This is a genomic window from Jonesia denitrificans DSM 20603 (genome assembly GCF_000024065.1).
Lineage (GTDB): Bacteria > Actinomycetota > Actinomycetes > Actinomycetales > Cellulomonadaceae > Jonesia > Jonesia denitrificans.
The window spans coordinates 2,632,436-2,655,302 of the sequence record NC_013174.1 but is presented as its reverse complement, the minus strand read 5'-3'; the positions used below and the strand labels follow the sequence as shown (position 1 = coordinate 2,655,302).

General features: G+C 61.6%; 16 protein-coding genes. 8 read left to right on the top strand and 8 right to left on the bottom strand.

What is annotated here, in order from left to right; translation table 11 throughout:
* Positions 1–125 precede the first annotated feature (125 nt).
* A complete protein-coding gene (locus tag JDEN_RS12400; protein ID WP_226926624.1) occupies positions 126–1,106 on the top strand; it encodes an LLM class flavin-dependent oxidoreductase in 981 nt (326 codons plus the stop codon).
* Positions 1,107–1,168: 62 nt separating this feature from the next.
* Here the strand turns inward: JDEN_RS12400 and hisC are convergent, their stop codons facing one another.
* Entirely contained in the window at positions 1,169–2,260 is a 1,092-nt protein-coding gene (hisC, locus tag JDEN_RS12395; protein WP_041287943.1) for a histidinol-phosphate transaminase, read from the bottom strand.
* 68 nt (positions 2,261–2,328) lie between these two features.
* Here hisC and JDEN_RS12390 point away from each other — a divergent pair, with 68 nt between their 5' ends.
* The 4 genes from JDEN_RS12390 (at position 2,329) to JDEN_RS12375 (ending at position 6,762) form a co-directional block, all read left to right on the top strand.
* Positions 2,329–2,727, top strand: a complete 399-nt coding sequence (locus JDEN_RS12390) for a phage holin family protein (protein WP_015772712.1) — start codon at positions 2,329–2,331, stop codon at positions 2,725–2,727.
* Positions 2,728–2,960: 233 nt separating this feature from the next.
* On the top strand, positions 2,961–4,142 hold the full coding sequence (gene pdhA, locus JDEN_RS12385) for a pyruvate dehydrogenase (acetyl-transferring) E1 component subunit alpha (protein WP_015772711.1): 1,182 nt from the start codon (positions 2,961–2,963) through the stop codon (positions 4,140–4,142).
* A complete protein-coding gene (locus JDEN_RS12380; RefSeq protein ID WP_015772710.1) occupies positions 4,139–5,167 on the top strand; it encodes an alpha-ketoacid dehydrogenase subunit beta in 1,029 nt (342 codons plus the stop codon). The genes pdhA and JDEN_RS12380 overlap by 4 nt, the downstream gene beginning before the upstream one ends.
* Before the next feature lie 44 nt (positions 5,168–5,211).
* Positions 5,212–6,762 (top strand): dihydrolipoamide acetyltransferase family protein, encoded by a 1,551-nt coding sequence (locus JDEN_RS12375; RefSeq protein WP_015772709.1) that lies wholly within the window; start codon positions 5,212–5,214, stop codon positions 6,760–6,762.
* A gap of 87 nt (positions 6,763–6,849) precedes the next feature.
* Here the strand turns inward: JDEN_RS12375 and JDEN_RS12370 are convergent, their stop codons facing one another.
* Both JDEN_RS12370 and JDEN_RS12365 read right to left on the bottom strand, forming a co-directional pair.
* Positions 6,850–8,490: a SulP family inorganic anion transporter gene (locus JDEN_RS12370; protein WP_015772708.1), complete on the bottom strand. Its 1,641-nt coding sequence runs from the start codon at positions 8,488–8,490 to the stop codon at positions 6,850–6,852.
* Positions 8,487–8,876: an ArsR/SmtB family transcription factor gene (locus JDEN_RS12365; RefSeq protein WP_015772707.1), complete on the bottom strand. Its 390-nt coding sequence runs from the start codon at positions 8,874–8,876 to the stop codon at positions 8,487–8,489. Before JDEN_RS12365 ends, JDEN_RS12370 begins: the two co-directional genes overlap by 4 nt.
* Positions 8,877–9,027: 151 nt before the next feature.
* Between JDEN_RS12365 and JDEN_RS12360 the strand changes: the two genes are divergently transcribed.
* On the top strand, positions 9,028–10,893 hold the full coding sequence (locus tag JDEN_RS12360; RefSeq protein WP_015772706.1) for an HSP90 family protein: 1,866 nt from the start codon (positions 9,028–9,030) through the stop codon (positions 10,891–10,893).
* Position 10,894: 1 nt separating this feature from the next.
* Positions 10,895–13,723: a tetratricopeptide repeat protein gene (locus JDEN_RS12355; protein WP_015772705.1), complete on the top strand. Its 2,829-nt coding sequence runs from the start codon at positions 10,895–10,897 to the stop codon at positions 13,721–13,723.
* Positions 13,724–13,771: 48 nt separating this feature from the next.
* Here the strand turns inward: JDEN_RS12355 and JDEN_RS12350 are convergent, their stop codons facing one another.
* The 4 genes from JDEN_RS12350 to JDEN_RS13925 form a co-directional block, all read right to left on the bottom strand.
* Entirely contained in the window at positions 13,772–15,091 is a 1,320-nt protein-coding gene (locus tag JDEN_RS12350; protein WP_041288569.1) for a D-arabinono-1,4-lactone oxidase, read from the bottom strand.
* Positions 15,092–15,206: 115 nt separating this feature from the next.
* The gene (locus JDEN_RS12345) at positions 15,207–15,833 is read right to left on the bottom strand and encodes a hypothetical protein (protein ID WP_015772703.1); all 627 of its coding nucleotides are present in this window, start codon (positions 15,831–15,833) and stop codon (positions 15,207–15,209) included.
* Between the two features lie 397 nt (positions 15,834–16,230).
* On the bottom strand, positions 16,231–17,043 hold the full coding sequence (locus JDEN_RS12335; protein WP_015772701.1) for an ATP-binding cassette domain-containing protein: 813 nt from the start codon (positions 17,041–17,043) through the stop codon (positions 16,231–16,233).
* A complete protein-coding gene (locus tag JDEN_RS13925) occupies positions 17,040–17,864 on the bottom strand; it encodes a hypothetical protein (protein ID WP_015772700.1) in 825 nt (274 codons plus the stop codon). Before JDEN_RS13925 ends, JDEN_RS12335 begins: the two co-directional genes overlap by 4 nt.
* A gap of 240 nt (positions 17,865–18,104) precedes the next feature.
* Between JDEN_RS13925 and JDEN_RS12325 the strand changes: the two genes are divergently transcribed.
* Entirely contained in the window at positions 18,105–21,848 is a 3,744-nt protein-coding gene (locus JDEN_RS12325; RefSeq protein ID WP_015772699.1) for a TM0106 family RecB-like putative nuclease, read from the top strand.
* Here JDEN_RS12325 and JDEN_RS12320 read toward each other — a convergent pair.
* The gene (locus tag JDEN_RS12320) at positions 21,821–22,867 is read right to left on the bottom strand and encodes a hypothetical protein (RefSeq protein ID WP_015772698.1); all 1,047 of its coding nucleotides are present in this window, start codon (positions 22,865–22,867) and stop codon (positions 21,821–21,823) included. The two genes, JDEN_RS12325 and JDEN_RS12320, sit on opposite strands and share 28 nt — an antisense overlap.

Sequence of the window (22,867 nt, the reverse complement as noted above, 5' to 3'; positions counted from 1 at the left end):
TGCTGCTGCACACACATTTGTCTGTTGTATCGGCACAGCAAGCCGTCCAATGAGTGGGACAGGCCCAGCAAACCACTTGGCAGGCGGTGGGAAATAATGGCGAACCCGACCCTGTTACACCCAGCGTGACTGTTTACTCAATGCTCGACCTTGCCATCACCAGCCCGAACGACACCATTGCCGATGCGCTTGCCGCGACCGTCCCCGCCGCCCAAGCAGCCGAAAAATCCGGGTACCAGCGCGTCTGGTATGCCGAACACCACAACATGCCAAGCATTGCGTCCTCAGCAACGAGCGTCCTCATCGCCCACGTTGCCGCGCACACCACCACCATTCGGCTGGGTGCCGGAGGAGTGATGCTCCCCAACCATTCACCACTGACGATCGCCGAACAATACGGCACACTGGCTGAACTTCACCCCGGGCGCATTGATTTAGGACTAGGGCGTGCACCTGGCGGTGACCTGGCCATGCTCGCAGCGCTACGCCGCACCCCTGGCGACGCGGAAAACTTCCCCACCGACATTATCGAACTACAGTCCTACCTTGGTGACCGGTTGCCCACCGACGCAGTCAACGCCTACCCAGGTCGGGGAACCAAGGTTCCCCTGTACATCCTGGGGTCCTCACTGTTTGGCGCACAACTTGCCGCACGGCTCGGACTACCCTACGCGTTCGCCTCACACTTTGCCCCAGCAGCTCTGAAACAAGCGCTCACCGTGTACCGCGACACCTTCCAACCCTCCACAGTTCTTGACGCCCCCTACACGATCGCTGCGCTCAACGTCATTGCCGGGGATGACCCCGCGTGGGCAGCGAACGAGATGCGCCGAACTCAACGCCAACGCCTGCGCGGATTCCTGAAAAACCGTGCCGCCGACCTCAGCGAAGCGGACCTTGACTCCATCCTTGACTCACCCCACGGAGACGCTATCCGCGACATGATGCGATACACGGCGCAAGGAACAGTGGGCCAAGTGCGCGACTATGTCCGCACCTTCCTCGACGACACCGGTGCAGATGAAATCATCGTCGCCCACGCAGTATCCGACCTTGATGCGCGCCTGCGCAGCATTGACATCCTCGCCGAAGCGCTCACCAACTAACCCGACAAATCAGATGCTCGCCGATGCGATTGACTCGGTCATCTACCCGCTGAGAGGTCCACTTACTGGGTGAGCCACTCGGCGGCCAACTCCAGTAGCACATCGTTTGCTTCCGGCTCACCAATGGTCACGCGAATGCCCTCACCCGCGAACGGGCGCACCAGCAACCCGCGGGTGCGGGCATGCGCTGCCAACTCTTCGGTGCGGGTCCCGGTAGGGAACCAGACAAAGTTCGCCTGAGACGGGGGAACATCCCACCCCAACTCCCGTAGCGCCGTCCACACTCGGGTGCGCTCATCAATGAGCGCATCCACCCGGGCATTGAGCTCATCAGCAGCCCGCAAGGAAGCAACAACCGCAACTTGGGCCACCAGGTTGACCCCAAACGGGGTGCTCGCCGCGCGAATACCCGCAGCAATATCAGGATGAGCAATCACATACCCCACCCGCAAACCGGCCAAACCGTACGCCTTAGAGAATGTGCGGAGCACAACAACGTTCGGGAACTGGTCTGCCAACGCCAACGCATCGAGCGCATCGTCTTTACGGACAAACTCCACGTACGCTTCATCGAGCACCACAATGACGTCGTCGGGGATCCGATGGAGGAACCGCAACACCTGTGAATGCGACACCGCTGTGCCAGTGGGGTTGTTCGGGGTGCACACCAACACCACGCGGGTGCGGTCGGTCACTGCCTCCACCATCGCGTCCAAATCAAGACGGTGATCTGGGGTCAGTCGAACGCGCACTGACTTCCCACCCGCAACAGAGGTGACAATGGGGTAAGCCTCAAAGGATCGCCACGGGAAAACAACCTCGTCACCCTCATCCACAAACGTGCTCAAAATGTGGCCCAACGCGGCAACAGAGCCGGTACCAAACGCTAGGCGTTCCGCAGACACTTCCCGCTCGGGGGTGGACAAAAACGCAGCAAGCGCATCGGTCATTTCCGTATTTCCCATGTCAGGGTAACGGTTGACGGTGAGCGCAGCTTCAGTGATGGCGTCCACAACAGACGGCAACGGCGGGTAGGGGTTCTCATTAGAGGAAACCTTGAACGCCTGCACCCCATCCGGGATGCGCGCACCAGGGACATAAGCGGGCAACGACGCAACAGCGGAACGGATTTTTGGTGTAGTCACGCGCACCATTCTCTCACCATGGTGAAGATAGGTCTGGGACCATTCGCTTTTTAGTCAAGAACTGGCAAGATGAGGGTATGGGTTTCTTGAAGCGTGTCCTTGTTACGGCGCTCGCATTTTGGTTGACCACACTGCTGCTGGGCAGCAACTTTGAGGTGGTTGGACAGTTCGCCATTGTGGACGGCAACGAGTTCGTCAACCGTGGTGCGGTGTTCCTTGTTGTTGCTCTGATCTTCGCGCTCATTAACGCGATCATTAAGCCAATTGTGCAGTTTTTGTCGTTCCCGCTCATTATTCTGACGCTTGGGCTCTTCTCCCTTGTTATCAACGCAGCGATGATCCTGATCACCGCGTGGATTACGGATTCTTCATCGTGGGGGATTGAGGTCAACGGGTTCTGGTGGGCGATGCTCGCAGCGGTCATTATCGCGGTCATCACATCCGTGGGAACTGCCCTGGTGCGTGGCGACGACTAGTCACCGTCTTTCCCCTCATTGACCAGATGGGGTGCACACTGTGCTGACGATCTGTCACCGTATTGTTGTGTGGTTCGTACAAAAAGGCACGTCATCCTTTTCGGTGCGGAGATCTGGCAGGGTTACGGTGCCGTAAGTTACGCTGGCGTAGCCTACGGTTTCGTAGGGTGACCGATGTGCGTCGATGCGACCAGCTGACCACGCAGATACCCGGCAACGCTTGAGGAGGTCGCGTGACTGACCTGTTGCACCACCCACTGGTGGAATTCACTACAGAGCACGCGCCGCTGCAGTTCATTAATGAACATGGCCAGCGAGTGGAGAATCAACACAACGCTGAGTTTGACCAATACTTGGCGCACCTGTCAGTGGAGGACCTGAAGTCCTTTTACCGCGACATGATGGTTGTGCGGCGTTTCGATGTGGAAGCGACCGCACTGCAACGTCAAGGTGAGCTCGCGTTGTATGCCCCCTTGTTGGGGCAAGAGGCCGCACAGGTGGGGTCAGGACGTGCGTTGGCCACCACAGACATGGTGTTTCCGTCGTACCGTGAGCACGGTGTGGCGCACACTCGCGGCTTGGACATGACCAAAATTCTCCAACTGTTCCGTGGTGTCAACCACGGCGGGTGGGATTCGTTTGAGCGCAATTTCCACATGTATACCCTGGTCATTGGTTCACATGCGCTACATGCGGTGGGCTATGCCATGGGGATTCAGCAGGACGCAAAGCTGGCCCAGGCCCGTGGTGGCCAGGAGGCTGCCGCACAAGCGGCCCCGGAAGCTGTCATGGTGTATTTCGGTGATGGTGCCACCTCTCAAGGGGATGTGTCAGAGGCACTGGGGTTCGCCGCAGTAAACAACGCCCCGGTGGTGTTTTTCTGCCAGAACAACCAGTGGGCGATTTCGGTCCCCAACCACTTGCAGTTCAAGTCGCCACTGTATCTGCGCGGCACCGGTTTTGGTGTTCCTGGGGTGCGGGTGGACGGTAACGATGTGCTTGCTGTCCACGCGGCAACCCGGTGGGCGCTTGATTACGCCCGTCACGGGCACGGTCCGGTGTTTATTGAAGCGGTGACCTACCGGATGGGTGCGCACACGACATCGGATGACCCTACGAAGTATCGCACTCGTGAGGAAGAGGCACAGTGGCGGGCGAAGGACCCCATTGACCGGATTCGCCGTGCGTTGGAGGACGAGGGTGTGTGGTCTGAGGCTGACGATGCGGCTCTGACCGCTGAGTTGGAAGGGTTCGGCGAGTATGTGCGCGGGTATGTGCGCAGCTTAGAAGCCCCGCCGGTGACCAGCATGTTTGACCACGTCTATGGGTCACCCAATGCGTTGGTTGAGGAAGATCGTGCCTGGTTTACCCGTTACCAGGAGTCATTTGTTGATGGTGAAGGAGACGCCCAGTGACCGCTGTTGCCTCGCAGGTGCCGTCAGCTCAGACATCGACGCAGCGGCTTCCGTTCGCGAAAGCGATCACGGAGGGGTTACGCGCGGCGATGCGGCGTGACGAGAAAGTCATGCTCATGGGCGAGGATATTGGCGCCTTAGGTGGGGTCTTCCGTGTCACTGAGGGACTCCAGGCTGAGTTTGGTGCACACCGGGTGGTGGATACTCCGCTGGCTGAATCTGGCATTGTGGGGACCGCGTTGGGTTTATCGATGCGCGGGTACCGTCCGGTGGTGGAGATCCAGTTTGATGGGTTTATTTTTCCTGCGTATGACCAGATCACCACGCAGTTAGCCAAAATGCATTACCGGTCGCAGGGACGGTTGTCTGTTCCTGTGGTGATTCGGGTGCCGTTTGGTGGGGGGATTGGTGCGGTGGAGCACCACTCGGAAAGCCCGGAGGCGTTGTTTGCGCACACCCCGGGGTTGCGGGTGGTGTCACCTGGGTCGCCTCAGGATGCTTTTGTCATGATTCAGGAGGCGATTGCCAGCCCGGACCCGGTGCTGTTTTTTGAGCCGAAGGGCCGGTATTGGGAGAAGGGCCCTGTTGATCTTGGTGTGGAGCCGGCAGGCAGTGCGGACACGTTGAATCGTGCTGTGGTTGCCCGCCCTGGAACTGATGTCACTGTGGTGGCGTACGGGCCGACCGTAGCGACGGCGTTACGGTCTGCGGAAGCTGCCGCCCAGGAGGGGGTGAGCCTGGAGGTCATTGACGTGCGGGCTGTGTCCCCCCTGGACACTGCGACCATTGTGCAGTCGGTGAAGCGCACCGGGCGTTGTGTTGTTGTTCATGAAGCGGTGACCTACTTAGGGTTAGGTGCTGAGATCGCAGCCCGAGTCACTGAACAGTGCTTTTATGAGTTGGAAGCGCCGGTGCTCCGTGTGGGTGGGTTCCATCATCCTTACCCGGTGGCGAAACTTGAACACGAGTACCTGCCTTCTTTGGACCGCGTGCTGGATGCGGTTGATCGAGTTCTTGCTCACTGAGCATCCCCGTAGTGTGAATCCCCAACGTTCCAAGGACAGGTGTCATGCCCACGTTTGAACAGTTTCGTATGCCTGATGCTGGTGAAGGGCTCACTGAGGCGGAGGTTGTCCAGTGGCATGTTGCCGTGGGCGACACGGTCACCGTGAATCAGGTGATCCTTGAGGTGGAAACCGCGAAGTCGTTGGTTGATTTGCCGTCCCCGTTCACTGGTGTGGTCACCGAAATTCATGGTGATCAGGGTGATGTGGTGGAGGTGGGCACTGTCATTATGGTGGTGGACACTGACCCTGATGGGCAACCAGCAGCGTCTGACTCGTCCCCTGAGTCTGTTGGTGCCCCGGTGCCGGCAACTGCTTCACCCGAACGTGCCGATGTGGCGGGTGCCGGTGCTGATGCGCCAGAAACTGCAGGTGAAGCTGACAGTGACAGCGGCTCGGTGCTGGTGGGCTATGGCACTGTGCACGGGGCGACAACCCGTCGTGCCCGCCGTGCCCCTGCTGCGCAGGCATCGCACACTCAGGCGGTTGCCCCAAGTCGTGACACGTTGACGGTGAACCGGCCTGCTGGTGCGGAAGCCGTTCGTGCGAAACCTCCGGTGCGGAAGTTGGCCAAGGAACTGGGGTTGGACCTGTCCGCTGTGGCTCCGACCGGGCCGGGCGGAATTATCACGCGGGAAGACGTCATGGCCGCGCATGAGCGAACCAACACGTCACGGTTGACGGCGTATTCGGCGCAGTCCGCATCGTCAGGTCAGCGTGCTTGTCGCGGGCAGTCGGCTCCGGTGACACCGGCCCGATCGGTAGCGACCGCAGATGCACCCGGCCATGAACCGGTCACTGAGGAAACAGTCGCAGATGCGCCATGGCTTGCTTCTGGTGTGGTCAGCCCGGATGGGCGCCAAACAGCGGTTCCGGTGCGTTCGGTGCGCCGCCGCACCGCTGAGGTGATGGTAACCAGTGCGTTTACGGCACCTCACGTCACAGTGTTCCACACCGTGGATGTCACCAAAACCATGAAACTCGTGGAGCGGTTGCGCGCTGACCGTGAGTTCGCGGATGTGCGTGTTACCCCACTGCTTATCACGGCGAAAGCGTTGCTTCTTGCCGTGGCCCGACACCCGGAAATTAATGCGTCGTGGCTTGATGAGGATGAAACGATTGTCTACAAGCATTACGTGAATTTGGGGATCGCGGCCGCAACCCCGCGCGGGTTAGTGGTCCCGAATGTCAAGAACGCCCACCGGTTGTCCCTCAAGGGCCTTGCGCAAGGGATCGCTGATCTCACGGCCACAGCACGGGCTGGGAAAACATCCCCGACGGACATGTCAGATGGGACGATCACCATCACCAATGTGGGCGTGTTTGGTATTGATACCGGCACCCCCATCCTGAACCCGGGAGAATCTGCGATCCTTGCGTTTGGTGCGATTCGGCAACAACCATGGGTCCACAAGGGCAAAATCAAGAAACGGTGGGTGACGCAACTGGCGTTAAGTTTTGACCACCGTCTTGTGGACGGTGAACTGGGTGCCCGGGTCCTTGCGGACATCGCGAAAGTCCTGGAAGACCCCTCCCACGGGTTGGTGTGGGCCTAGTTTTCCTTACTGACTGATGCGCGGCACACTGTGGGTGTGGCCGCGCATCGGTGTGTGGGGAACGTTTTCTGGCTGTGCCGTGTCGTCTTAGGAGGCGTTCACGTGCCGTCTGGCGTAGCTGACCGCCAAATCAAGGTCCTGGAACAGGTGGCCTTTGTCCGCTAGGGCGTCCAGCACCCCAACCCGGCGGAACAGTTCCAGGTGACTGGATTGAATACCTTTCATGAGCACGGTCATCCCACGTTGTTCAAGTTGTTGCACAATTTGCGCGAGAACGTGAGCGCCTGTGGCATCAACAATGCCCAGGTGGGAGACCCGCACAATAACAACAGACACATCGTCGATCTGGGTGACCGCGTCCAGGACGCGGTCTGCTGCGGCGAAGAAGAGTGGCCCATCGATGCGCACGGTCGCGATGTGCTGATCGCCGTGCGTGGGGTTGCCGGGAAGGTCCTCGAACGTGACTGTCGTGGTGCGCGACAGCGTGCGCAGGAGGAGGAAAGCGGCGACCGCGATCCCGATCCCTACAGCGACGATGAGGTCAACAGACACCGTAATAATCGCGGTGATGATGTAGGCCACTGCATCGGACCGGGTGGACCCAAGGATCGCACGGGTGGTGGCGACGTCAATCATGCGGATTGCTGTCATCATGAGGACCCCGGCGAGCGCGGCTAACGGGATGTGTTCAACCGGTCCTGCTGCGACCGCGATGACCAGGACCAGCACCAGGGAGTGGGTGATCGCTGCGACTCGGGTGCGTGCCCCGGCTTTCACGTTCACTGCGGTGCGGGCGATTGCCCCGGTGGCGGGCATTCCCCCAAAGAATGCTGCCCCGACTGAGGCGAGGCCTTGCCCCACCAGTTCCCGGTCGGGGTCGTAGGCGCCGGTGGGGGACATGGACGCAGCGACCCGCGCGGACAGGAGCGACTCGATCGCGGCGAGCGCGGCGATGGTCGCCGCAGCGGGGGCAAGGTTCGCAACAAGGGCGGGGGTGAGGTCCGGCATGCTGGGGGCGGGAAGTGAGTGGGGGAGTGTCCCAATTGTGGTGAGTGGGGTGGTGAGGGCCACGGTGAGGCCGGTGGCGAGGATGATGGCCACCAGAGAGCCGGGGATCGCGGGGTGCAGGGCGGGCAAATAGGTCATGCACGCCCACACGATCGCGACCATGACAAGAGCCCATGCCAGGTAGAGGGGTGTGGCTGATAAGAGCGCTTGACCTGCGGCGATAATGGTGTGGTTGCTGGTTGGGGTGGCTCCGGTGATGGCGGGGATTTGTTGCAGGAAGATCGTGATTCCGATCCCTGCGGTGAATCCTTCGATCACTGGCCAGGGGATGAATGACACGAGTCGCCCTAGCCGCAGTGCCCCGGCGACTAGGACGATGATCCCGGCGAGAAGCGTGACCAGGGGGAGTGCGCGGGTCCCGTAGGTGGCGATGATGGGGGCGATGACCACAACCATTGCTCCGGTGGGTCCGGATACTTGGATGTGGGATCCGCCGAAGACGGCGGCGATGATCCCGGCGATGATCGCGGTGATGATGCCTGCTTCAGCTCCGGCGCCGGAGGACACTCCGAATCCGAGGGCGAGGGGGAGCGCGACGATTCCGACGGTGAGCCCGGCGATGAGGTCGCTGCGCCATGAGGTGCGTAGAGCTGAGTAGTCGCGGGGTGTGGGCAGGAGTTTAGTGAGGTGGGTGAGTGTGCGGCGGAGGGGGGTGGTCATGGTGTGGGTCTGTCTGTCTGCGTGGTGGTGGGGGGCAGGGTGGGCAGGTCGGTGAGGTGGTCGTAGTGGATGTGGGTGGTATTAACGATGCACCCAAGGAGCGTGCGGGCAACGGTCAGGAGGTCGGCGACTTCGGGGAAGGCAATGAGGTAGTACACGTGGCTAGCGCGCCTGGTGGAGACAACGAGTTGGTGTTTGCGCAGCACAGAAAGGTGTTGGGAGAGGTGGGAGGCTTCTAAGCCGGTTGCTTCTTGCAGTGCGGTGACGGTGTGCTCGTGTCCGTCTGCGAGCAGTTCGAGGATGCGGATCCGGAAGGGGTGGGAGAGGCCTTTGAAGAGGCCAGCTTTGACTTCGTACAGCGGACGCTGCTGCTCATCTAGTGACATGATGAAATCATCATACCAGGGTGTTCTCGCGTCCTGTCAGGCACACCCATTACCATCGGTGAGTGACCCACACGCGCACCCGCACCGCGCATCGGCACACCAGGACACCACACCCACCCGTCCCCACCGCCCGCACCACCCAAGGAGAAGCATGTCCCGCCCCTTCCAGGTTGACCTATCCGGCGTCATCGACCTGCTCTCGCGGCACATCTACTCAAGCCCACGCGTCTACCTCCGCGAACTCATCCAAAACGGAATCGACGCCATCAGCGCCGCCCACGACACCACCCCCATCACCAACCCGCAGATCACCATCACCCCTGCCCGCCACGGTGAACCCTTCCTCTTCCACGACAACGGAATCGGCCTGACCGCCACCGAAGCCGCAGAACTTCTCGCCACCGTTGGACGCTCCTCCAAACGTGACCCCGAACTCGGGTTCCGGCGCGACAACTACCTCGGACAATTTGGAATCGGCCTGCTGTCCTGCTTCATGGTCACGGACAACATCCGCATCATCTCGCGCTCGCGGCGTGACGCAACCGCAGGAGGCGCCGACGTCACCGCAGGTGAACAAGCGCCCACCCCACCAGCCATCGAATGGGTGGGCCGTCTCGACGGCACCTTTACCATCACCGAACTTGATGACGCCACCACGCAAGCCACCCCCTACGGCACCACTGTCACCCTCCACCCACGACACCACGACGAGGACCTCCTCAGCGAACACGTCGTCAAAGAACTCGCAACAACCTTCGCCGAATTCCTGCCCATTGACGTCACCATCCACGGCACCCAACGCGACCTCTCCATTGCCCGCTCAGCGCCGTTCATCACCAGCGACCCTCACGACCCCTACGTCATCCACTATGGTCGCGAACTCATCGGCAACGAACCACTCGCTGTCATCCCACTAGACATCCCCACCACCGCCACACGCGGCGTCGCCTACGTTCTGCCCTACGCGCCACCGCCAGGAGCCGCCGCCTCCACCCGCGTCTACCTCTCCCACATGCTCCTCGCCGAACGCATGCCAGATGTCCTGCCACCGTGGGCATCATTCGTCCACGCCGTTATCACCACCGATTACCTCACCCCCACCGCGTCCCGCGAACAACTCATCGCCAACGACGCCCTCAACGACACCCGCGACGCCATCGGCGCAGCCATCACCGCATGGGTCCAAGAACAAGCCACCCACCACCGCGACACCCTCGCCGACCTCGTCGCCGTTCATCACGTGGCTCTGCGACACATGGCCACCCACTACGACGACCTAGGTAGGGCCATCATCCCGCTACTCCCAGTGGAAACCAGTGCTGGAACCATGAGCATCGCCGAGTACCTCGAGACCACCCACACTGTGCGCTACGCCGCGACCGTCGACGAATACCGCCAAGTCTCAACGATCGTGGCACCAGACCGGCCCGTCATCAACGCCGGATACACCTTCATTGAAGACCTCCTGATGCGCCTACCTACCCTCAACCCAGACGTCACCGTCCACAAAGTCGCCATCACTGAGGAACTCCACAACCTCTCACCTGTCCCCTACGACGATGCCCCTAAAGCCCGCAGTTTTGAAGAACGAGCCACCCAAGCACTCGACCTGACCCACGTCACCGTGACTGCCCGCTCCTACACGCCCGACAACCTGCCCGCACTGTACGTGGCTGACCCCAGTGTTCTGCAATGGATGGAACGAGACGCCAGCAAAGACGTTGCCCAAGGCCCCTGGGCTGACATCCTCGCCCAAACCGACAGCATCTACGAAGGCCTCGGCGCTAAAGCCACCGCACACCTATGCCTCAACTGGAACAACAGGGCCGTGCGTTCGTTGGCTTCAGTAACCGACCCCATCATCATGACGCGCAGCATCCGGCTCATGTACGCCCAAGCCAAACTCTCCGGTCACCACCCCCTCACCACCGCTGACCGCACGATGCTCACCCAATCCCTCGACGACCTCATCACCCTGTCCCTTGGGGTGCCCGACACTGACTTCCCGGAGATCTGACATGCGCCTCGAGACACCACCACCAGCACTCCAAGACCTCATTGACCAGGCGCGGGCGATGCCACTTGGCCGCGAAGAGCGTGACGTTGTCCGGCAAGCACTCACCATGGCAGAAGAACTCCACCTTGACGGGTGGGCCTACCTGCTGCGCCTGTGGTTCAACCGGTCCTGCTTCATGGTGGGGGATACTGATGCGCTCCTGACCAGCTTTACCAGGTCACTCGCGATCCACGACTCCAACCCCGAACGGTTCCCCCTGTCCGTGGACGAAGACACCCACCTGCTGTTCCAATACAAATGGGTCGCTGACCTCCTCAACGACTCACCCGCCTACTCCCTCACCCAGATCACCCAGATCTACAACGACATGGAACGCCGCTACCAACAGGCTGGGGTGTCACCGTCGGGCTACCTGCAAACCAGGTTCGGTGGAGCCTGCGACCGAGGTGAATGGGACGACGCGGAACACTACTTCGCACAACTCCAGGCAACGCCACGCGATGACCTGTCACACTGTGACGCGTGCTCCCGCTCCACCGCAGCGCTCTACTACCGCGACAAAGGTGACACTCAACGGGCACGAGAACTCCTTCAAGAAATCTTTGACGGCAACTTCATGTGCGGAGATGAACCCGAATACTCCGAAACTCAAGCCATGTTCCTTGCCCTGCGGGACAACGACCTAGAGTCAGCCCGCTTTTTGCACCACAAAAGCCTCACCGCGATCCGAGCCAAAGAAGAACCCGGCTCCATGCTCCTCGCCCACGTCGACTTTTGTGTCCTTACTGGAAACACCCCCCGCGCAGTCGCACTGGTTGAACAGTTCCCCCGAGTCTTTGACACCTCACCACTCAACGTCGCCCGCCAGTTCCACTGCCTCACGACCCTAGCTGTCCTTGCCGACGCGATGATCGCCGATGGCCACGGTGACTTGCCCATCCGAGGGACCAGTGCACCCCACTTCGCGCGGCTCCTTGGCCTGGCTCACCACGACGGTACGCCTACCCGTGATCTCACCCCACACGACATCAGTGCGCCAACGTGGCAACAAGCCCGGACCCACGCCGACGCCTTCAACGCGCGGAACAACACATCCCACTACGACACCCTGTACGCCAACGCGCGCGCCCGCCGCGAAGAACGCTGGGACCTGCCCCTAGGCATCGACGAGTACCACACGCCAGTGTCCACACCCGTTGCCCCCACCCCGGTCAGCGTGCTGGACCACGTTGCAGCGATCTACAACACCATCACCACCCAGCCTGACCAAGCCCTCACCCACTACCAGGCAAGCCGGGACTTGCCCACCACAGACGACAGCCCAGAACTCACACTGGCCCTGTTCAGTGCCCCAGCCGGCGCACTGCCTGACAACGCACCGGCCTACAACGACCTCCTCGATGACCTCGCCACCGCAGGTCGCCCAGAACTGGCCGCAACCATGCACGCCGTCGGTCCCCGCTACTTGACCGACCTCACCACCACCGACATTGATGTGCTGCTCACCACCGCAGACGCACTGCGCACCACCCACCCAGGTGACGCCGCATACCTCCTCCTCGACGCAGCCGACATCCTCACCGCAACCGACCCTGCGCGTGCCCACAGCCTCGCAACTGACGCCCACACCCTCATGACCGGGCAAGCAGGACGCTACAAAACTGCGCTCATGGCTGCCGGAACCGCACTGAACAACGGTGACGCAGACACCGCATCGACACTCCTGGCACAAGCCGAACCCCTCGCGTACGGAAACCACCGGCTCGACACACACGCGACCTTCCTGCGCGCCACGCTCGCGATCCACCACAACGACTGGGCCACCGCACTCAGCTGCTTCGACCAAGCCGCTACCACTGCACTGAGCCACAACAACGTGACCGCGGCCTGGCAACTCCTTGCCCGCAAAGCCACAATCCACACGACCATCAATCAGCCCACAGACGCTGCCCGCACCCTACGGCAAGCACTGCGTCACGCCGACACCGCACAGGTCGACCAGCCCACCCGCATCTCACTGACCGGTGACCTAGGTCGAGCACTCCTGGCGGCAGGGCACCCACACGACGCAATCGGGCACCTCAGCGAAGCTCTCGACTGGCACATCACCAACGACAGTGCCCCCGACGTTGTTCTTGAACTCCTCCACACCCTCGGGGAAGCAGGGTATGCCAGCGGTCACGCCCAGCAGGCATTCTCCGCCTGGATGTACGCCCTCAACTACGCTGAAGAACACAACCAACCCACCATCCAGTACACCACCGCTATCCGGCTCGCCGACTTCCTCACGGAAGTCGAACACGAAGACGCCCCCACCTACGCCGCCCAAGCCATGGCACTGGCCACCGAACACGGAGAACCACTCGCCGTGGTGCAAGCCGCGAAACGGGTCGCCACCGCGAACGTTGCAATCACCAGATCCGCGGACCTGAGCGCACTAGACCATGCAGAACAAGCCCTCGACGCCGCCACTGTCAGTGAAGCCGACCAAATGATGGCCCGCATCGAACTAGGTATGCACCGGGCTCAACTGTTGTGGCGCATGGACCACAACGCTGACGCAATCGCAGCCGCCCACCTCGTCGCCGACCTTGCCCGGTCCGCTAACGTCACCCCAGCCGTTGTTGATGCGCTGACCATCATGGGCCTCGCGCACCGAGACGCAGGCGAACCACACGACGCGCGTGCCCGCCTTAGTGAAGCCCGCGACCTGATCACCGCAGACTCCACCAAGGATGGGCACACCGCAGAAGACGCGCACGCACACAGCGAACAGATCACATTCCTCACTGCGCAGATTGAGGCCCTTAATGACACAGCCCAGTCATAGCGGTCACCGCGGTAGGTTCCCTGAACTCCTGTGGTCAGCGGCGCAGCCTCACAAACCAACAACGTCAGCGAGGTAACGATTCACAAGGCGACGGTTGGGGTCAAGGGAACGCGCCACATCACGAAACTCACCGATGCGCGGGTACAGTTCACTGATCCGCTCACCGCTGACCCGGTGAAGCTTGCCCCAGTGGGGGCGCGCATCGTAAGGCGCCAGGGCCGCTTCCAGGACCGGCAGGACACGCAGCACATCGCGTTCCACCGGACGCCACGTGAAGTGGAAACCAACGGTGGGCTCGCTCGCTGATGGGCTCAACCAGGTGTGGTCCGGTGCCATCGTGCGAATCTCGGAGACAAACAACAACGGTTGAATCAGGTCACGCAACTGTCGAAGAGCCGTGATAGCGGCACGAACGTGTCGGCGCGGGACGAGGTATTCCGATTGCAGTTCCTCACCGTGCGAGGGGGTGAACCCCATTTTAAAGTGAGGGAGTCGGTCCAAAGGTGGGCCAGGGCGCCCTAATTGGACGGTGCAGTGAACCGGGTCCACACCAGGGAGCGGGTGCAACGGAACGGTCGCGAGTGTTGCGCCTAACTCGCGCACGGTGGCCACCCCCGGCGGGGTGGCAGAATCGGTGACCACAGATTTCAGCCACACCTGATCGACAGTGTGCTCATCCCAGCGGGTAAACATGGACACTGAGTAGGCAGCTGAGGTCACTTCATCATAGTGGCTGGTCACCGCCTCCCACGGAAGGCCAACAAGGAGGTCTTGGCGCACCTCAAACGCAGGGCGCACCCGCAGATCCACAAACACCACGGCCCCCAGCGCCCCCAGGTGGACGCCCGCCTCGGCCGGCACATCTCCGGACCCGTCACGGCGCATCTGCACAATGTCGCCCGTGGGTGTGACCAGTGTGAACCCTTCCACGGCGCTCACAAGTCCGGGGTTGGTGTCACCCGAACCGTGTGTCCCGGTTGCGATCGCTCCCCCCACAGTGATGTGGGGGAGGGACGCGAAGTTACTCAACGACCACCCCTGTGTGTGAAGTGTCGCAGCAACAGCGCCATACGTGGCGCCTGCAGGGACCCGAACCACACCGGTCCCGTCCGGTTCGCTGCGCACATCAAGAGGCCCGTCGGGGAGGGGCTCCAGCCGGTTGGTGAGGATGTGGGTGCCGGTTGTGTTCGCGATGTCGTTGAAACAGTGCGTGGACCCCACAATAGTGACTGGTCCGGTTGTTGTGGTGAAGGCCCGCTGTACTTCTTCCACCGAACGCGGTGCGATCACGTCCCGGGCCGTGTAGGTGAGGTTCCCTGCCCAGTTCCGGCGCACCCGGTTGTTGGTGCGCGTGGTTGGGTCAGGCATGCCGGGGATCATGGGTGTCACAGGGGTCTCCACAGGGTCAGAGGTACTCCCATCGTGCCTGTCTGACCCGCTGACCGCAATAGCAGATGCGCTGGTGGAGGTTGCGTGAGCCTTGTTAGGCGGTTACGGCGAGTGCGAGTTCATTGTCAGCTGATGTGAATCCCACAGCTTCGTAGTACTTGCGGGTGGGGGCATCGACTGTGGCAGGTGCAATCACGCGCGTGTATCCGCGTGATGCGAGTAACCCTGAGTCTTGGAAGAGGTAGCGGCCCGGGGAGAAGTCCCGGAAACGAGGGGTCACGTAGTCAAGGATGATGCGGGCAGTGCCGTCACCTTCGGCGTGGAGGAGGACCACACCCACGGTTTCGTCGTCGTGCAGGACAAGGTGAGCTTCAGTGGGTTGTGTGCTGGTGGTCCCAAAGTCGGGGTGAGTGGCTGCGATGTCGTGAGCGTGTTTGGACAACAGGAACGACAGGTAGGCGTCTGATGGGTCTACGCTCACTACCGTGTAGGCGCGTTCGTTCTCTTTTGCTGCAAGGAGTTTACGCAGGTGGTAGATGTTAATGATCGCAAGGACAGCGTTCAACCCGAGGATGGGCCACACGGCACCAAGCAGTGCGTAGACCACAGAAATTGTGCATCCTGTCAGGTTTAATACCCGCAGCCGCAAAATACGTGTCTGCAGCAGTGAGACCACAACAATTCCCGAGCCAACCCACCCGAGCACTTCTAACCAGTTCATCGTTCCTCCTTGAGCGCGTGCCCTTAACTGTACGACGAAAAAACCCTGAAGGGGAGAGGGGGAAACTTACTGTTTTCAAGACGTTACGCGCTTCACTCTGTGCGTTTGTGGGGAACGTGAGATGAGGGGGTGGGGCGCCTAGGGCGGTTGTGCTGGAACAGGGACGTCGACGTACCAGCAGAGGGGAAAGACACCGTGCTTGTTGGCGCTGCGGCCGCGTTGGTCAGTCGTACATGGCTGACCGGAACACTCACCTGGGTTCTTCCGTTCGTTGTAACCCTCGTGATGATGGCGGGTTACACGAATGGTTCGTACAGTGAGCCGACGACTCCAACGTGGTGGAACATTCCAGCTCAGCCCCCAACCCTTGCGACAACAACCCTCACCATGGTGTTGCTTACCGTTGGGGTGGGGTCGTGGTTTGTGCGACCTCAGACGTCCCGGTGATGAGGTGGGCGGATTGGTCGTCCACAATGTGTCCGTCGTTGAGGATGAGGACCCGGTCGGCGTGGGTGGCGTCGTTGAGTTCTGTGCTGGTGAACAGGATGGTTCTGCTGTCGGTGCGGCGCAGGAGCGCGTAATAGTCCGAGCGGTGGGGTTCGCTTGTGAGGCCGCTTGCCGGGTCGTCCAGGAGCAGGAAGGTGGGGGCCCCGGCGGTGGCTAAAGCTAAGGCGACGTGTGCGCGCAGGACGGGGTGGTGGTCGGTGACGCGGTGGCCGTTGTTGCGTTTGCGTACGTGCCGGGCAGGTAGCCGTTTGTGGGCGTTGCTTGTGAGGTTGATGTTGTCGATTGCGGTGCGTGCTGCTGTGTGGGCGTGGTCGCCGTCGTAGCCGCGAAGCCAGGCGGCGTAGGTGGCCAGTGCGTGGATGGGGGTGTTTGGGTCAACATCAAAGTAGGTGGGCACGTACCCAATGTGGGCGCGCAGTGTGGCGAGGTCGTGTGCCGATGCGCCTCCTGGGCTGTGCGTGGTGGGTACTGTTGTTCCGCCCATGGTTAGGGTGCCGCTCGCCGCGGGGGTGAGGGTGGTGAGGAGGTGGAGGAACGCTGTTTTCCCTGCTCCTTTGGGGCCGATGATTGCGGTGATCCCTGGGGTGAGGGTGAGTTGGGGGATGGTGAGTGTGGGGGTTTTGTCCGCGGTGTAGGTGATGTCGGTGAGGTGGATGTCCGCGGTGCGGGGTGCTGCCGGTGTGGTGGGTAGGTACGTGCTCATTGTGTGGGTTCCTGTGCACTGTGTTCGATCGTGGGAAGGGCAGTGGTGTTCGCTGAGGTGTACGCCGAGCGGGGGATCTGGTAGATCGATGCGATGGTGATGACCGCGATGATGGTGATGACGTAAGCGGCGATGAGGATGATGCGCCCGGTGGCGGCGCCGTTGGGGGCGGGCAGGGTGCGTTGCTGCATGAACCGGGTGCCGTAGTAGGCGCACCAGAGCGCTGCAAGCGCAATGACCGTGCATGAGCCGTAGAGCAGTGGGTTCAGGCTCAATGTTGGGTGGGCGCGCAGGACGAGAATGTCAGTTTCAAGGACGAGGAGGAGCGCCGCCCACAGGCCTAGCATCCCTGCGAAAGGGGGTGCTCCGGGGATGGAACCACCAAGGAGCGCGAGTGCCCACACGACAGCGAGGAGGGCGAAACCGGTGAGGGAGTACACCCACATGCCGGGCACGGTGAGGGACGCTGGTGGTCCCGGTGCAATGGCGGCGAGAAGCCCTAAAGACACGACAGAAGGGATGAGGACAAGGGTGAGGAAGTGGGCCCACAGCATGGGCGCGAATCGTGCCCCAGTGGAGCGCACACCTAACGCGGTGGCGAACCCGGTGGCTTGCGTTCCTTTGATGGCACGGTTGGACCCGGTGAACCATGCCACCGCGAGGCTTGCTGGCGCTGCACCGGCCAGGTCAGCGAAGAATCCGTCTGGCACTTGGGGCATTGAGGCGTGGAGGGCGTAAGCTGTCCCCACCCATAGGGCGGTGGTGATGACCGCCCACAGGTAAAGGCGCCGGTTGGACATCTCAACGCGAAACGCAGTCACAAAGGTTTTCCGTTCATTTCATTGGTGGGGCTGTGTGCTGCCTGCCGCGCCGATTATTCCATGACCGCACCGGGCAGCGGCAGCGGTTCAGGTGCCCATGGGGATAACCGCAAGCTGGTGAGGTGGCGTGGTAGTCGCATCGGTGATCGGTGTGGGACATGCGCGATGTCGGATGTGTGCGGTAAGAATCGTGGTGGCGCACGGTTGTCAGGTGCGCATTGGTGACAAGGAGTGCACGCAATGACTGACCCGGTGGCCCCGCAGGATTGTCGTCTGCCTCAACAGGTGTTGTCAGTGACGGAGGTGGTTGCTGCGGCGCGGTGTGAGTTTGGGGCCGTACGCCGCCGTGAGGTGGCGTTGGGGTGGCGGGTGCCGCCGTGTGGGGCGCAGTCGGTGGCGCACTGCACTGATGATGGGTGTGACACCCACCATGATGCGATGTCGCAGCGGTTGTCGGCGTTAGGTGATGCGTTCGAAGCAGAAGTTATTGCTGCGTTGATCGCGGAGCACGGCTTATGGCAGCCAGGGCTCCCCGGTGGGGTCTTGCGGGTGGGGGAGTTGCCTGAACGTGACGACCTCACCGCGGTGACAGGCATTGTGCGCGACGCCATGGACCAGGGGGTCGCTGTGGTGGAACAGTTCCCTGTGCAGGTTGGGTCGGTTCGCGGGCGTGTTGACTTTTTGGTGCGACAACCTGATGGGTTGTATGCAGTGTGTGACGCGAAGCTTGCACGAACCGCATCCGCTGATGCGGTTCTCCAGATCACCGCGTACGCGGACATGCTCACAACAGCGGGGTTCCCGATCGCCCCCGTGGGGGTGTTGTTCCTGGGCTCTGGGGTGCAGCAACAGTACCGGGTCGCCGATATCGCCCCAGTGTGGCGGCGGCTGCACACCCGGTATGAACGCCTTCTTGCGGGCCGCACCCCAGGCGAGTTGGTGTTGTGGGAGGGTGGTGTCCCCCCGGCGACGGTGTCCACGTGCGGGCGGTGTACAGAGTGCGAACCGCTGGTGACAGTAAACCGTGACGTGCTGGTCACGATGGGTGTGACCACCTCGCATCGGGCACGGTTGCTGTCTGCTGGGATCACCACTGTCGATGCGCTCGCTGCGTTACACCCTGACCCAACGGATCCCCGGGCGCAGGTGAGCGCACAGGACGCTGCACGGGTGGGGATGTCTGTACGGGCGCTGACTAAGATCGCGGCTCAAGCCGCGCTGGTTATCGAGGGGGAGGGGGCACCAGAGCCAGGAGTGCTGAGGATTGTTGATACACGCCCGTTCGGGTTGCTGCGTGAACCTGATGAGGGTGACATTTTCTTCGACTTTGAGGGCGACCCGCTCTACGCAGAACCGGGGTCACGCGACTGGGGGTTGGAGTACCTTTTTGGGTGGGTGACCCGCCAACTCGACGCCGATGGTCAACCCGTATTCCATGCGCTGTGGGCGCACACCCGTGATGAAGAAAAAACAGCGTTTATCACGTTCATTGACTGGGTGACGCAACGACGGGAACAGTATCCTGGCATGCACGTGTATCACTACGCGCCCTATGAAACGACCGCTTTGACGAAACTTGCCGCCCGGCACGGAACCCGCGAGGCAGAACTTGATAACCTCCTGCGTGCCGGGGTGTTCGTGGATGTGTACGCCGTGGTCCGCGGCGGTATCCGCACCTCACAACCGTCACTATCCATCAAAAAACTGGAACCTTTTTACGCAGACCGGTTAGGCGCGTTACGGGCCGGGGTCACCACAGCCGGTGACTCCATTGTCGAATACGCTGAAGCGCGCGCCGCCCTTCAGGCCGGTGATCACCAGGGGGCACAGCAGCGCCTCGCCCGGTTGGAGGCGTATAACCGGTATGACTGTGCCTCCACCTACCATCTTGTCCAGTGGCTTATCGAGTTGGCAGATGACCACGGCATCGCGTGGCGCAGCGACCCGGCAGCCGGTCCGGCGCAACCGCTTGATGACGCGCTCGCGCAGACCACCTCACCTGATGATGCCCCCGATGACAGCGCTGACAGTCCGGTGGGTGTGGCGCAACGGTTGGCTGACCATGTGGAGGTGTTGCGTCACCGGTGGTTGGCTGCGCGGGTGACGAACCCGCAGGCACCGGAACCCGATGTGTTGACGGTTGCCCGGATGGCGTGGGCGGGGATCGACTATAACGCCCGGGAGAAGAAGCAGTATTGGTGGGCTCACTTCGCGAGGCTGTCTGCCCCTGTTGATGAGTGGTCGGGCAAAGACACGTTTGTTGCGTCACGGGTTGATGTTGTTGAGGATTGGGCGCGCCCGACGCCGCGGTCTGCGTTGACGCGGACCTTGGCGTTGTGGGGTGATCATGATCCGGCGAGCCCGGTGACGGTGGGTGCGCAGGTGGTGTTGATTTACGATGCGCCCGCCCCGGTGGGGTTGAAAACAGCGGACTCTGCGTCACGGGCGTGGAATGGTGCACAGTGCCTGGTCACAGAGGTGACGCCGGATCCTGGGGATCGTCGGCGGGTGGTTGTCACGGTGACGGAGAAGGTGTCGGCTGGGGTGGACCGGTTTGACGATGTTCCCGTGGGGTTTGGTCCCGGGGCACCTATTTCGACGACGGCTATTGATGAACGGCTCCTGGATTTTGCCCGGTCGGTGTGTGGTGCGTTGGATGCGGCAGGGGACAACGTGGAGGATGCGTCGATTCTTCCGGATTCGGTGGCGGTCCGGTTGCTGCGGCGGTTGGGGTCCCGGGTGGATGCCGCGGATGATCACAACCGGGCTCGCATGATCGTTGAGTCGTTGCGCAGTGAATGTCCGGCGGTGGTGGCTGTGCAAGGCCCGCCTGGGGCGGGGAAAACGTTTGTGGCTTCCCATGTGATCGCTTCCCTCGCTCACCAGGGGTGGAATATTGCGGTGGTGGCTCAGTCTCACGCGGTCATCAATAATGTGCTGACCTCGGTGCTGGGCCGGTTTCCAGAACTGGCGGGGCGCATCGCGAAGAACACCCCAAAGAAAACGGACCCTCCGGCTGGGATGGTCCCGGTGACACCAGCCACAATTGGGCAGTTCTTTGCGGACAACACCACACAGGGGGTGGTGGTGGGAGCAACAGCATGGCAGTTAGCGAACCCTGATTTTGCGCCGCCACACGGCTGGGATGTGGTGGTTATTGATGAAGCAGGTCAATACTCACTGGCGAACTCGTTGGCGGTCACGCACGCAGCGGACCGGGTGTTGTTGCTTGGGGACCCCCAGCAACTCCCGCAGGTGAGCCAGGGCACCCACCCGGAACCGATCAATGAGTCGGCGCTGTCATGGCTGGTCGAGGGGCACCCTATTGTGCCCGAGCATCGGGGGTTCTTTCTTGATCACACCTGGCGGATGCACCCTGATCTGACCTACCCGGTGTCGGTGTTGTCGTACGACGGTCAACTGCAGTCTGTGCCGTTGACCTCTCAACGTGCGCTTGCCGGGGTGGCGCCGGGTGTGTATTCGGTGCCCGTGCCGCACACCGGGAATGTTGTTGCCAGTGATGAAGAAGCTCACGCCATCACGCAACTGGTTGCATCCCTGTGCGGTAGGTTGTGGCGCGAGCATGATGGGGTGCCTGCCAGGGCGCTGACCGCGCAAGACATCATTGTGGTCGCGCCCTACAACGCCCAAGTTCACACGGTACGGGCTGCGCTGGACCGTGCCGGGTACACAGACACCCGGGTGGGGACCGTAGACAAGTTCCAGGGCCAAGAAGCGCCTGTGGCCATTGTGACTTTGACCGCGTCTTCAGCTGATGACGCACCACGGGGAATCGATTTTGTGCGCAACCGCAACCGCATCAACGTGTCCATTTCTCGGGGGCAACACTCCGCGTTTCTTGTTCACAGCCCGGCTCTCCTCGATGCGTTACCAGGAAGTATCACCGCATTAGAGGAGCACGGGGCGTTCTTGCGGTTAGTGGACTCAGCGATCCCTTACCACGGTTTCCCGGACCCGCCGTAACCGCCGCCTAGGTAGCCTTCGGTTTCTTCGCGTTCGAGTTGGCCGGCGTCGTTGCGTTCTTGGAGTTGCTGCTGGCGGTCATCTTCACCCTGCGGTGGGGCTGGGACGTCTCCGCCACCATCCTCGCCGTCGCCTTCTCCGTCGCCGTCACCGTCCTCATTGTTGCCTTCACCGGAGTTAGGGCTTTCGTCGCTGGGCGGCTCATCTCCACCGGACCCCTCATCAGAGTCTGATGATGATGGTTCTTCCTCGCTGGGTGGTTCTTCGGGTGGCGGCGGTGGCGGGTCTGACTGCAAGTACTCCAGGATTTCTTCAGTTGCCGTGATGCGTTCATCAAGGCGTTCACCAGCGCCGCTGAGGTCTGGGCAAGCAGTCGCGGCACGGACCTCTTTCGCCTGGTTGAACTGGGACAACGCTTCCTCAAATAAGGGTGTTGCCGCGGTCCGTAGATCCTCCAGTACGGGAGCCCAGTCCATCCACTCACTACGGTTCGCATCAGCAAGCCGGTCAAGTGTGGTCATGAACTCTTCATACAGGGGCATCCCTTGCGCGCTGGATGCCTCTGCGAGCGCTTCGTGGGCGAGCGCTGTGTTGTGGTCGATCCGGCAGATTGGTGGGAGGTCATCGTTGGTGGTCACCGCGCTGAGGGTGTCGTCATCGGGGAGGGCGGGGGCGTGGGTGCGCGCTTGGGTGAACATCTCAAGGGCGCGTGAGTGTCCGCCGGCTGCGAGGGTTGCGGTGCCGTGGTTGTACCAGTCGATCCATTCGTCTGTGGGCCGCCACCCGTCAGGGGCGGGGAAGGCTTCTTCTGCTGCGTTGTATTGTCCGTTTCCGTAGGCGGATCGCCCGATGGCGGTGGGGACCAGGACGGACACCGTGTAGATGACGAGGACAAGCACGGCGATGACGCCAGGGACGGACCACAGGTACCATTTTTTGCGCATCGTGGTCAGGTCAGTGACCACCGCGGGGTGGTTGCGGGGGTTGGGGGGTGGTGGGGGAAGGAACGGAGATGTCAT